Source organism: Anaerostipes rhamnosivorans (assembly GCF_005280655.1).
GTDB classification, from domain to species: domain Bacteria; phylum Bacillota; class Clostridia; order Lachnospirales; family Lachnospiraceae; genus Anaerostipes; species Anaerostipes rhamnosivorans.
In genome coordinates this window covers 515,202-526,918 of record NZ_CP040058.1, presented here as the reverse complement: position 1 = coordinate 526,918, position 11,717 = coordinate 515,202, and the positions used below count along the sequence as shown (strand labels likewise).

General features: G+C 46.0%; 12 protein-coding genes. 2 read left to right on the top strand and 10 right to left on the bottom strand.

Annotated features, from left to right (window positions below; genetic code table 11):
• Window positions 1-4 precede the first annotated feature (4 nt).
• Window positions 5-751, bottom strand: a complete 747-nt coding sequence (locus tag AR1Y2_RS02655) for a nucleoside/nucleotide kinase family protein (RefSeq protein WP_137327575.1) — start codon at window positions 749-751, stop codon at window positions 5-7.
• A gap of 209 nt (window positions 752-960) precedes the next feature.
• Between AR1Y2_RS02655 and AR1Y2_RS02650 the strand changes: the two genes are divergently transcribed.
• A complete protein-coding gene (locus tag AR1Y2_RS02650; RefSeq protein ID WP_137327574.1) occupies window positions 961-1,722 on the top strand; it encodes a DeoR/GlpR family DNA-binding transcription regulator in 762 nt (253 codons plus the stop codon).
• A 112-nt stretch (window positions 1,723-1,834) separates the two neighbouring features.
• Here AR1Y2_RS02650 and AR1Y2_RS02645 read toward each other — a convergent pair whose 3' ends face one another.
• The 4 genes from AR1Y2_RS02645 to AR1Y2_RS02630 all read right to left on the bottom strand — a co-directional run bounded on the left by AR1Y2_RS02645 (window position 1,835) and on the right by AR1Y2_RS02630 (window position 5,500).
• Window positions 1,835-2,284 (bottom strand): PTS sugar transporter subunit IIA, encoded by a 450-nt coding sequence (locus AR1Y2_RS02645; protein ID WP_137327573.1) that lies wholly within the window; start codon window positions 2,282-2,284, stop codon window positions 1,835-1,837.
• A gap of 40 nt (window positions 2,285-2,324) precedes the next feature.
• On the bottom strand, window positions 2,325-3,710 hold the full coding sequence (locus AR1Y2_RS02640; RefSeq protein ID WP_137327572.1) for a PTS fructose transporter subunit IIC: 1,386 nt from the start codon (window positions 3,708-3,710) through the stop codon (window positions 2,325-2,327).
• A 1-nt stretch (window position 3,711) separates the two neighbouring features.
• The gene (locus tag AR1Y2_RS02635) at window positions 3,712-4,635 is read right to left on the bottom strand and encodes a 1-phosphofructokinase family hexose kinase (RefSeq protein WP_175403573.1); all 924 of its coding nucleotides are present in this window, start codon (window positions 4,633-4,635) and stop codon (window positions 3,712-3,714) included.
• Window positions 4,636-4,747: 112 nt separating this feature from the next.
• Window positions 4,748-5,500 (bottom strand): MurR/RpiR family transcriptional regulator, encoded by a 753-nt coding sequence (locus tag AR1Y2_RS02630; protein ID WP_137327570.1) that lies wholly within the window; start codon window positions 5,498-5,500, stop codon window positions 4,748-4,750.
• Between the two features lie 151 nt (window positions 5,501-5,651).
• On the opposite strand from AR1Y2_RS02630, the gene AR1Y2_RS02625 reads away from it, so the two are divergent.
• On the top strand, window positions 5,652-6,509 hold the full coding sequence (locus AR1Y2_RS02625; RefSeq protein WP_207670571.1) for a tagatose bisphosphate family class II aldolase: 858 nt from the start codon (window positions 5,652-5,654) through the stop codon (window positions 6,507-6,509).
• A gap of 47 nt (window positions 6,510-6,556) precedes the next feature.
• On the opposite strand, the gene sdaAA is transcribed toward AR1Y2_RS02625, so the two are convergent.
• From sdaAA to AR1Y2_RS02600, 5 genes are all read right to left on the bottom strand, one after another.
• Window positions 6,557-7,447, bottom strand: a complete 891-nt coding sequence (sdaAA, locus tag AR1Y2_RS02620; protein WP_137327568.1) for an L-serine ammonia-lyase, iron-sulfur-dependent, subunit alpha — start codon at window positions 7,445-7,447, stop codon at window positions 6,557-6,559.
• Between the two features lie 13 nt (window positions 7,448-7,460).
• Window positions 7,461-8,123 (bottom strand): L-serine ammonia-lyase, iron-sulfur-dependent subunit beta, encoded by a 663-nt coding sequence (gene sdaAB, locus AR1Y2_RS02615; RefSeq protein WP_137330175.1) that lies wholly within the window; start codon window positions 8,121-8,123, stop codon window positions 7,461-7,463.
• A gap of 224 nt (window positions 8,124-8,347) precedes the next feature.
• Complete coding sequence (locus AR1Y2_RS02610) at window positions 8,348-9,505, bottom strand: iron-containing alcohol dehydrogenase (protein ID WP_137327567.1); 1,158 nt, start codon at window positions 9,503-9,505, stop codon at window positions 8,348-8,350.
• Between the two features lie 5 nt (window positions 9,506-9,510).
• On the bottom strand, window positions 9,511-10,350 hold the full coding sequence (locus tag AR1Y2_RS02605; RefSeq protein WP_137327566.1) for a class II fructose-bisphosphate aldolase: 840 nt from the start codon (window positions 10,348-10,350) through the stop codon (window positions 9,511-9,513).
• Between the two features lie 92 nt (window positions 10,351-10,442).
• On the bottom strand, window positions 10,443-11,699 hold the full coding sequence (locus tag AR1Y2_RS02600; RefSeq protein WP_137327565.1) for a zinc-binding dehydrogenase: 1,257 nt from the start codon (window positions 11,697-11,699) through the stop codon (window positions 10,443-10,445).
• Window positions 11,700-11,717: the final 18 nt, after the last annotated feature.

Below are 11,717 nucleotides of genomic sequence, written 5' to 3'. Positions count from 1 at the left end.
CCTCCTATAATTCTATATAATCGTTATCTGCTTCGACTTTTAACATGAAGTCTCCGTCTAAAGATGTCTTAAGCACCCTCCTGACATTCACGCTGTCACTGTTGATGTACCAATCCTCTGCCTCTTCTCTCGTAAGGCCGCCCTTCATCTTTCTTCCCACCAGCCGTTCTTTTAAAGTCTCTTCCTCAGAGCGGATCATGATTGTATAATCTGCCGTATCCTTCATAGATCTCCATGGCTCCTCGTCTAAAAGCAGCCAGTTTCCCTCAATCAGGATAATGTCCTTTGTGATCTTCTCCACATCCTCCACAACATCGTGGATCGTCCTGTCATACACTGGCCACAGGATATCTTCCTCTTTGATCCTTCTGAACTTCTCCCTGAGTTTTTCCGTGTCATAGGTTTCCGGACATCCTTTGACTTTCTTCATAGGAACCTCTTTTCCCATGACCACTGCATTGTGGGTATTGATGTAATCCGAATGGTAATGGAAACCATCTAAACCGATAGCCTGGATCTCCGTCAGGTCTTCCGACTGTACAGACAGATACTCCAGAAATTTTGACAGTGTGGTCTTTCCCACTGCAGGAGGCGCTGCCATAAACACAATCAGTCTGCGGTTCTTTTTCTTCTGCATCTCGGTCAGATTTCTAAGTAAAGGCAAGAAAATTTTCTCTATGGTTTCCTCATTGTAGATGGTGTTTACCTGAAAACCATTGACATCAAACACATATTCCTTCCATTTTTTCATGATCTACCTCTTAATATTTGCTTTTCTTGGTTTTGTGTCCGTTTGTTTTTGTTTATACGTGAATTATAAGTTTTTTAATGATATATGTCAATGCTTTCCCACAAAAAATGTGTAGTTTTGTTGTTTTATTTTTGTTTGTGTGTGTTCACATTTGAATTTATCCATATTTTCTGTTATGATGAGGTTATCAGTATGAAGGAGGAACGATTATGGGAAAACTTCTCGCAAAAGAACGCCAGAAGGAAATTGTTGAATATATCAACAGTACAGGAAGCGCTAAAATCGGCGACCTGGCAGATAAATTTGAAGTGACAAAAGAAACCATCAGAAGAGACCTGACTCATCTTCAGGAGATCGGGGCGATAGAGCGCAGCCACGGGGGCGCCACCCTAGTCTCAAGCTTCCGCCCGATCCCTATCGAAACACGGGTCAGCGAAAACAGCTCCGTAAAGTATGCCCTCTGTGAGAAGGGGTTGGAATTAATCCCGGAACAGGGGGTCATTTATCTGGATGCCGGGAGCACGATGCAGTGTATGGCACAGCTTTTAAGCCAGAAATCCGGTTATACCATTGTGACCAATTCCATCAATACCACTTACCATTTAAATAACGGCAACAACGTGACCATCTTAACCGGAGGCCAGCTGAACCCGAACAATATGTCCACAGAAGGGTTCCAGACCACCAACTTTATCAACACCATCAAGGTAGATATTTCATTTCTGGGGACCAGCGGATTTGAGCAGCACAACGGGCCGGCAGTCTCAGAGTTCACAGATGCACAGATCAAACAGGCCATCATCCCCCAGTCTAAGATCATTGTTGTCATCTCTGACAGCTCCAAGGCCCATATCTGCTCTCTGGTGCAGTACGCCAACTGGAAGGATATCGACTATTTTATCACGGATAAAGATCTGCCGTCCGCTGTTTATAAGACATTGAGCGAGCTCACGGAAGTTATACTAATTTAAGATTTTCAGCTGGCCCATTCTTTATAATTTGCGAAAGCAGCTACCAATAATGATAAATAAATTGTTAAAACCGGCAGCGGAAAATCTATTTCCACTGCCGGTCTGCTATTATTTATAAAGTTTTCAACACATCCATAACTTCGCCTGCAGTATTGGCTGCCAGAAGCTTCGCTCTAAAGTCTGCTTTAATCAGATTTCTTGAGAGTGTTGCCAGCGCCTGTAGATGCAGGTTGCTGTCTGTATCGGTTGCCGCTATCATGAAAATCAGGTGCGCTTTTGTCCCGTCCTCGGCACCGAAGTCAAATCCTTTGTCAGATTTCCCGAAGGCTACTCTCGCAGTTTTAACCGCCGCAGTTTTTGCATGTGGGATCGCGATGTCGAATCCAAGTCCTGTGGAAGACTGTTCTTCTCTTGCATAGATTGCTTTTTTATAGTCGTCCTTATCAGCGAGTACTCCGCCTTCGTCTAAAAGTGTTACCATTTCTTCAATGATCTGGTCTTTTGTCTCTCCCTGTAAGTTTAGATTCATTGTTGACTCATCAAATAATTCTATAATTTCCATAAAAGTTACCAACCTTTCTAATACCCAGTAGGGTAAACGTTTATTTCTGTTCTACATCCTTTGCAGTGAGAACATAAAGTACTGCGCCTACTACAGAACCTGCCAGGATACATAATACCCATGTGACAGCCGGATGTACTAATGGAAGGATCAAGAATCCGCCGTGAGGTGCCGGTACCTGGACCTTCATCACGTAGGACAGGATCGCTGAGATTGAGGAACCTACCATCAGAATTGGCAGCACTCTCACCGGATCTTTTGCCGCAAATGGAATTGCACCTTCTGTGATGTGGGTGCATCCAAGCACATAGTTTACAAGTCCTGCTGCACGGTCAGCTTTTGTAAATTTCTTTGGTGCAAATGTTGCTGCAAGCGCGATGATCAACGGCGGTGTAATACATGCCGCAGATACACCTGCCATAAAGTAAAAGTTCCCCTGTGCTAAAAGTGTTGTTCCTGTTACATATGCAGCTTTGTTTACCGGGCCTCCCATGTCAAATGCAGACATACATCCTACAGCAAGTCCCAAAATGATCGGGCTGGAGTTCTGAAGCCCTGCTAGGAAATCCATCATTCCCTTATTGATTCCTGAAACTGGACCCGCAGTTACCTGCATTACAATACCCACGACAGCCACTGTGATGATCGGTATAAAGAAGATAGATTTTAAACCTTCAAACTGTCTTGGAAGTCCTTTTAATGCATTTACAACAAACTTACATAAGTATCCTGCAAAGAAACCTGCAATGATAGCTCCGATAAATCCGGACCCTGTAGTGTTGGCGATCATACCGCCTACAAAACCTGCGATCATACCCGGACGGTCACCGATTGACTGGGCGATGAATGCTGCCAGCACAGGAACCATCATTCCCATGGATGTACCACCGACAGTCTTGATAGTGGCTGCAATTACATTATACTGATCAGAGTTCGGATCGAAAGAATAAATTCCCCATAAGAAAGAGATGGCTGTCAATACACCACCGGCTACAACGAACGGAAGCATATGGGAGACACCGTTCATCAGATGCTTATAGATCTGATGTCCAATAGAATCTTTTCCTTCTTCTGCTTTCTTTTCGCTTCCAGCTGCTTTCACTTCCCCGCCTCTTACGGAAACGTTTCCATCAAGCATCTTCTGCACTAATTCTTCCGCTTTGCTGATCCCGTCTGAGACCGGCACTTCTATGACTGGTTTTCCGTTAAAACGGTCCATGTCTACATTTTTATCACAAGCTACGATAATTCCGTCACATTCAGCAATATCCTCAGCAGTCAATTCATTCTCGACACCAACAGCTCCGTTGGTCTCAACTTTCATTTCAGCGCCCAGCTTTTCGGCAGCTTCCTTTAAAGCTTCCTCCGCCATGTAAGTATGGGCGATCCCGGTTGGGCAACCTGTAACACCTAATAGTTTTTTCATATCATTTCTCCACCTTTCTTATTTTGATATTGTGAAAGTAAGTATCTACTTTGGCAAAATCACCGAGTGCGTTGCTCTCCGCCACATTTGCCCCTGTGGCAGCTGAACGCTTCAATGCATCCTCAACATTTTCCGGATGGTCGAGCCAAAGGCTTAAAAAGCTTGCCAATGCGGCATCTCCCGCACACGCCGAGCTTAATAACTTAACCGGCTGGGAAGATGAATAATACACATCTTCTCCGTTACTGAAATACGCTCCTTTGCTTCCGAGCGTCAGCAGTACATTCCTGGCCCCCTGTTCTTTCAGGAAGGTAAGGACATGCAGTATGTCTTCTTCGTCCTTGATCTTAATCCCGAAGATCTCTTCGATCTCTTCATCGTTTGGTTTGATCAGCAAGGGCTGGTATTTTAATAAGTCTTTCAGTTTCGGAGAACTGATATCCAGCACCACATCAATGCCCCTCTTTTTACAGATTGACAAAATACTTTCGTAATAACTCGGTTCGATTCCAGGCGGAAGACTGCCGCTGATCACAAGACAGCTCAGATCTTCGGCTGTCTCGAAAAGATGCAGCATTTCTTCCTGCTGGTCCCTTCCGACAAACGATCCGCTGTTGACAAATTTGAATTCGCCCTCTCCATCATTTAAAAATATATTGATCCTTGTTGTGTCACCGACCCAGACCGGCTTTACAGCCACCTGTCTATTTTCCAGTTCCTCTACAATATATTTTCCCGAAAATCCTCCAAAAAATCCAGTAACCGTGGAATCAACCCCATAATGCTTTAATGTCAGCGTGACGTTGACACCTTTTCCATTGGGAGTGTAAACCGTATCGAATGTGCGGTTTACTTTTGCACGTTCCATTCCTTTTGTGGAAATGTTCATATCGATGGCAGGATTTGTAGTTAACGTATAAATCATACTGCTCATCCATAGAATACAATTTCTTTTTACAGTCTTTATTATAGACAAGTATTCCATGAAAATCTTTTCATATCCTGAAAACGACAAAAAAATAAGACCTTCAAAGGCCTTATTTTTTATGGTCTATATTCTCGACTAAAAAGTCTACGAGGATTCGGCACATAATGTACAGCGGAAGCCTGGACGTTACCTCATAGTTTCTTATTGCAATGTGGGAGTGTTTGTAGCCCAGCCATGTATAATCTGAATACTCAAATAGCTCACTGGTACTGCTGCAGCAGAGCGTGATGACCTTGCAGCCTCTGAGTTTCGCGTTCCTGGCTGAGTCGATCAGTTCCTTAGTCTCCCCGTTTAACGACAGAATAATCACAACCTCATCTTCCTGTAAGTTCTTTGACATGATCCTCATGATCTGCGGATCTTCCACATCCACCACAAAAAAATCCAGCACCTGAAGCTTCATGCTCAGCTCCTGTGCCACCAAATGGGTAGGTCCCCTGGAGAAGATCAAAACCCTTTTGGCATCCCGAATGGCATGGAGTATATCCAGCACATTTGGAATGGACATATGCTCAATAACGGAAGTGGCCTCGATCAAAGACTTGTTCATGATCTCATTTAAGTCCTTTACTTCCGTATTTTCTGTTTTCGCCGTTAATTTATACCGCAGCTCATTAAAGCCATTGATGCCGCATTTGCGGATGGCCCTGGAAACAGTTGCCGGTGAAGAGAATGTCTCAAAGGCTATATCCACAATCGATAGGTCTGAAAGCTTATCCTCATTGTCATTGATATAATTGACAACCCCTAATTCAGTCTTAGAAAGGTTCTCAGCAATCTTGCTGTTTAATTCAATAATCATAACTTGTCCCTCCTGTCTGTGTGAAAGATCTTTTTTATTATACATGATTTTCATTGGTTTTCATAACCTGAAAAGATTTTCACCGGCAGTTTTTTTATAATGTAAATGGTTAAACTAAGACAGAAAGCAGGAAAGCTTTAGGAGGATGATTATGAGTAAGATGGTATCAACCAGACATATGTTAAGAGATGCACAGGAAAAACGATATGCCGTGCCGGCATTTAACATTCACAACTTAGAGACAATCCAGGTCGTAGCGGAAACGTCAGCAAAGCTTGGTTCCCCGATCATTCTGGCCGGAACACCCGGAACATTTTCCTATGCGAACCGCGATTACCTTCAGGCTATCGTAGAGGCAACTGCAAATAAATATGACATTCCCGTGGCTCTCCATCTGGACCACCATGAAGAATTTGAAGGCATCAAAGAATCCATCGACCTTGGCACAAGATCTGTCATGATCGATGCTTCCAAGCTTCCATATGAAGAAAATATAGAAAAAGTAAAGAAAGTCGTAGCTTATGCCCATCTCCACGATGTGACTGTGGAGGGAGAACTTGGACGTCTCGGCGGACGCGAGGACGATCTTGTTGTGGATGAAAAAGATTCCATGTACACCAACCCTGCACAGGCTGCGGACTATGTGGCCCGTACTGGCATTGATTCCCTTGCAGTTGCCATCGGAACAGCCCACGGTTTATATAAGGAAGAGCCAAAGCTTGACTTTGACCGCCTGGCAGAGATCCGCGCAGAAGTTTCCGTACCTCTTGTACTCCACGGTGCGTCCGGTGTGCCTGGTGATGCTGTAAGACGTGCCATCGAACTTGGAATCTGCAAGGTTAACATCGCCACAGAATTAAAGATTCCTTATTCACAGGAACTCAGGAAGACTTTGATAGAAAATCCGGAAGCCAACGATCCGAGAATCTATACAAAAGAAGCAAAAGAGGCAATGGCGGCAGTTGTAGAAGAAAAGATCAAGATGTGCAACAGCCAGAACCGATACTAATTTTATCTATTTATCCCCGGCAGGCCTTTCCTGACCGGGGATTTTTTTCAGCACTGGGGCGTCTGGTTCCTCTGTGCCAGGTCGAGGGCGATCTTCTTTCCAGTCTCCGTGGCGGCAAGTCCCGCCTGGCTTGTCTCCTTTAAACCTCCCGGCATCATCTCACCGATCTCCCCCATGGCGTCAATCACCTCGTCAAACGGCACCCTGGAGTAAACTCCTGCCATTGCCATGTCAGAACAGGCCACTGCACCTACAGCACCGGTCACATTTCTCCGTATACACGGAATCTCCACCAACCCGCCCAGAGGATCACAGACCAGCCCCAGCAGACCTTTTAAGGCAAAGGCACCTGCCGAACAGATCTGCTGCGTATTCCCACCGCGGATATGGGTTAGAGCCCCTGCGCACATGGCAGAGGCCGATCCGATCTCTGCCTGGCAGCCTCCCTGTGCCCCGGAAATGCTGGCCCTATGTGCAATGACCTGTCCAATGCCCGCAGCTAAGAACATTCCCTCCAGCATGGACCTCTCCGGTATCTTATAAAACTTTTCGTAAGCCAGAAACACAGCAGGAACCACTCCACAGGCCCCGGCCGTGGGAGCCGCCACGATCCGCTTCATGCAGGCATTGGATTCTCCCATTTTCAGCGCTCCCGCGATCACTTCGCCCATCAGTTCCCCTGAGACTGCATTTCCCTGGGACACAAATCTCTGCATTTTGGCCCCGTCCCCGCCGGAAAGGCCGCTCCATGAACTAAGATTTTCCTCATAGTCCGCGTCTGACTGTTTCATGGCATGATAGCGCTCCCTCATCTTCAACATTGTCTCCTCTTCCGATACATGACGCTCCCTCTTATCGTCTTCCATGACCGCTTTCCAGAGCGGGATCCCGGCCTCCTTTGCCGCTTCCTCCATCTCCGCCATTGATTGAAATCCCATTCCAAACCTCACCTCAATCCATTCCCGCCAGGCAGGCGGCTTTGTGGATTCCTTTCATCTTTTCTATCTGTCTCACTGTTTCGTTAGAAATCTCCTGGTCACATTCCAACACCATGACAGCATTTCCCTCTCTCCGGTCCCTGGAAAGCCGCATAGATGCGATGTTGATCCCTGATTCAGCCAGCAGGGAAGCCACTGCGGCCACATGTCCTGGATTATCGTCATTGTGTACGATCATCGTGGGCATGTCTCCTGAAAAATCTGTCTCAAGCCCATCCATCCGGCAGATCAAAACCCTGCCGCCTCCTGGAGAACTTGCGACGATCTCAAGTTCTCTTCCGCTTTTGCCTGTGAGCAGAAGTTTCACACTGTTTGGATGGACATCTTTTAAGAACGTCTTTCCAAACCTCCATTGGATCCCCTCATCCCTGGCAATCTCTAAACTTTGCGGGATTCTCAGATCATCCTGTCCCATGCCCAGAAGCCCTGCCATGACCGCCCGGTCAGTTCCATGTCCGACACCGGTAGCCTGAAAGGATCCATGAAACAAGATCTCCGCCCGCCAGACCGGCTCCCCCAAAAGCTTTCTGGAGATCAGGCCGATCCTTGCCGCACCTGCCGTGTGTGAACTAGAAGGACCCACCATGACGGGGCCCATAATATCGTATAGATTCATCATATTTTTCTCCATTATCTCCAGTCGGCTCTGGAAAGGCCTCCTTGCGACAATGGAGAAAAATAATCGCAGGTATTGCCTTCTGTTTTTTAACCGATTTTTTGTATGAAATAACTTTCGTATATATTATGTTTCTTTTGGTATCTTTTTATGAATCCACGCCGAAAAAACAGGTATGAGAACATTCATACCTGTTTTTATCCAAACGACATACATTGTTTTTCTTAATAAGCTTTCTCAAACAAACGGATGATATCTTCTTTTGACCCTTTTCTTGGGTTGCTGAACGCATTTCCGTCTAACAGTGCGTTCTCTGCCATCAGCTCGAAATCTTCCCTTTTAACTCCCATCTCTTTTAAGGTTTTTGGTATCCCTACATCTTCCGCCAGATTTCTCATTGCTTGAATGGCTTTTTGTCCGGCTTCCATCACAGACAGCCCATCAATGTTCTCTCCGAGAAGCACTGCCAGATCCGCAAATCTTTCCGGCGCTGAGTTCAGGTTGTATTCCTCCACTGTCGGCAGAAGGATCGCATTGGCTACACCGTGGGGCATGTCATACTGCCCTCCCAGCTGATGTGCCATGGCGTGGACATAACCCAGGTTGGCATTGTTGAATGCCATTCCCGCTAAAAGTGATGCATAGGCCATATTTTCTCTTGCCTTTTCATTCTGCCCGTTGGCTGTTGCCTGCCTTAAGTTTCCTGCCACCAGCTTGATGGCCTGGACAGCCGCAGCATCTGTGACCGGATTGGCGTCCACGGATACATAGGATTCCACTGCATGAGTCAGCGCATCCATTCCTGTGGCTGCAGTGAGACCTTTAGGCACACCCAGCATAAGCAGCGGATCATTGATGGAAACCAGCGGTACATTTCTCCAGCTCACAATGACGAACTTAAGGTGAGTGTCTAAATTAGTAAGCACACAATGTCTTGTAACTTCACTCGCAGTACCTGCTGTGGTATTTACAGCGATCACCGGAGGCAGCGGGTTGGTCAGAGTCTCAATCCCTGCATATTCTGTCAAGGGTTTTTCATGAGTTGCCGCGATACCAATTCCCTTTCCGCAGTCATGGGAAGAACCGCCTCCCACTGTAATGATGGAGTCACAACCTTCTTCTTTATAGATCTTAAGCCCGTCCAGACAGTTCTGTACCTTCGGGTTTGGCTCAACTCCTGTATAAACAGCATATTCAATGCCTGTATTTTTCAGGGAAGCTGCTGCCTGCATGACAGGGCCGTCCTCCAACTCATTTAAAAATGTATCTGTAACCAGAAGCGGCTTTTTTACGCCGAGCAGTTTTACACGTTCTCCGAGGACTTCAATACATCCCGGTCCCATAAAATTCACAGACGGCGCCATATAATCATAATATCTCATGGTTTTTACTTTTCTCCTTTGGTCTGGAACACTTCATAATAGTGCATCAGACATTCTTTAATTCCCTGGACAGCTAACTTTGTACTGTCATAATAACTTCTGTCAGCATATCCTTCTTTTGTCTTTTCTTTTGCGGCAATGGTCAGGTCTGTAAAAATATTCACTTTGCATATGCCAAGCTGGACTGCCTTTGTCAGATTCTCATCCCCGGAACCGGAACCTCCGTGGAGTACCAGCGGCACTTCCACACGCTCTGCGATCTGGCTTAATCTGTCAAAATTCAGATGAGGAATGCCTTTGTATTCCCCGTGCGCAGTGCCAATGGATACAGCCAGGGAGTCCACTCCTGTGAGCTCCGCGAATTTTACTGCCTCATCTACTGTGGTGAGCATTGTGTCGTCATCTTCCGGGTCCAGATAAGATTCTCCCCCGCCCACGTGTCCGATCTCTGCTTCCACTGTTACATTGCGCTTATGGGCATAAGCCACGATCTCCTTTGTTTTCTCCACATTTTCTTCAAACGGAAGGCTGGAGCCGTCGATCATAACGGAAGTGAAACCCGCATCAATGGCCTGCTTTACCATCTCACTTGTAAATCCGTGGTCATAGTGAAGGACAATGTCCTGACTGCATTTTTCAGCATAATATTTTACAATATGGGCTGCTTCCTCAATCCCAAGTTCCGGTGTATGTACTTCCGCCAAGCAGACCATCAACGGATGGTTTGTCTCTTCTGCTGCACTGAGTACTCCTTTGATGCTCTCTAAGTTAAATACATTTGTCGCAGGCACTGCATAGTGTCCTTTTTTCGCTGCCAATAAAATTTCTTTGCTGTTCACTAACATAAGATGCTCCTTTACGTTGACTTGATTTATGTTTTCGTATATTCTGGTCTTAATGATGGATTTGGTGTTCAGAAAACAAATTTGACCGTTTGTTAAAAGTTATCTAAGAGATAATTTTCTGCTTCTGCACACCACAGTCCATTATTTTTTTGTGTAATATTGGCAAGTGTTTGAAATCTCTCATCTGTCCTGCCTTTTTCTTCAAATTCATCAATCGCTGTCAGTTCCATGTCAATTCCCACATAGATCAGCTTCTTGCCCCCGGGGATCTTAGGAAGATTTAATGTAGTGTCAATGACCGCGTCCATTCCGCCCACATGGGTCACCATCACGGCCGGATTAAGGATTCCTTCTCCGGACATTCTGAGGCATTCCTTCATATCCTCCGTATTGCCGCCGCTGGAGCCTACAATATGGGTCATCTTGTAGTGGACATTAAAGAAGTTAAACATCGCTGACAATTCCGGATCTACCGGTCCGGCAAAAAAGTTCAGACAGCCGTCAAAACCAAGGATCTTATCAGCGGTCTCGATCACCTGGCGGACCGGTGCATATACAGACACATCGTCAAAGCCTGTTCCGCCTGTGAGAGCTCTCAAAGTCTCCACTTCATTTTCTTCTTTTGCAGTGTTCACATAGTGAAGTTCCACGCCTCGCTCTTTTGCATAGTCCTCAGAAAACAGCGTCTGCGCCCTTTTGAGCCGGTCTTCATCAATGTCAGTCACCACAAGCAATCCCGGTCTTCTTACGCAGTTCAGCATATATCCGATAGCTCCCAGCCCCATAGGTCCGCAGCAGGCTAACAGCGCGCTTTTCCCGCCTTTTACAATGCCCATCTCATGCTGGTAAACTCCCCGCTCCCCGTGATACATGGAATGGAATGCCCCGATAATACAACTCATAGGTTCTGCCAAAGATGCCTGGAAAAAGCCATTGCCGCTGTCAAACGGAAGCAGGCAGCCCTTTTCCATCACAATGTCCGGTACAACAATAAAGGTTGCATCCCCTCCGCAGTATTCAAAGGAGTATCCCACAGAAGCCATGGACCCTTCGATGTTCAAAGCCGGCTGGATAGTGTAGGTCTCATTTTCCTTGTATTGATCCTTCCACTTTTTCCCTACCTTCCGAATGATCCCCGCACACTCATGTCCTACGATCACCGGGCGTTCTTTGATATCTTTGTTGACTCTCTGGTGATTTTCTCCCTGTAATGCTTCCTTATAAGTAGACATGCAGACGCTGTCTGAAACAATCTCCATAAGGATCTCATCATCATTCAACTCCGGTAAATCAAACTCTTCCAGTCTCAGGTCTTCTTTTCCGTAAATTCTAACTGCTTTCGTTTTCATTCTTTTTTATTCCTTCCT

Coding starts and splice junctions, on each gene's coding strand:
- AR1Y2_RS02610 (WP_137327567.1), bottom strand. CDS start 9,505: ATGAGATATTATGATTATATGGCGCCGTCTGTGAATTTTATGGGACCG.
- AR1Y2_RS02655 (WP_137327575.1), bottom strand. CDS start 751: ATGAAAAAATGGAAGGAATATGTGTTTGATGTCAATGGTTTTCAGGTA.
- AR1Y2_RS02635 (WP_175403573.1), bottom strand. CDS start 4,635: ATGATTTATACGTTAACTACAAATCCTGCCATCGATATGAACATTTCC.
- AR1Y2_RS02605 (WP_137327566.1), bottom strand. CDS start 10,350: ATGTTAGTGAACAGCAAAGAAATTTTATTGGCAGCGAAAAAAGGACAC.
- AR1Y2_RS02640 (WP_137327572.1), bottom strand. CDS start 3,710: ATGAAAAAACTATTAGGTGTTACAGGTTGCCCAACCGGGATCGCCCAT.
- AR1Y2_RS02645 (WP_137327573.1), bottom strand. CDS start 2,284: ATGGAAATTATAGAATTATTTGATGAGTCAACAATGAATCTAAACTTA.
- AR1Y2_RS02630 (WP_137327570.1), bottom strand. CDS start 5,500: ATGATTATTGAATTAAACAGCAAGATTGCTGAGAACCTTTCTAAGACT.
- AR1Y2_RS02600 (WP_137327565.1), bottom strand. CDS start 11,699: ATGAAAACGAAAGCAGTTAGAATTTACGGAAAAGAAGACCTGAGACTG.
- AR1Y2_RS02625 (WP_207670571.1), top strand. CDS start 5,652: ATGAGTAAGATGGTATCAACCAGACATATGTTAAGAGATGCACAGGAA.
- sdaAA (WP_137327568.1), bottom strand. CDS start 7,447: ATGGGATTTCAATCAATGGCGGAGATGGAGGAAGCGGCAAAGGAGGCC.
- sdaAB (WP_137330175.1), bottom strand. CDS start 8,123: ATGAATCTATACGATATTATGGGCCCCGTCATGGTGGGTCCTTCTAGT.
- AR1Y2_RS02650 (WP_137327574.1), top strand. CDS start 961: ATGGGAAAACTTCTCGCAAAAGAACGCCAGAAGGAAATTGTTGAATAT.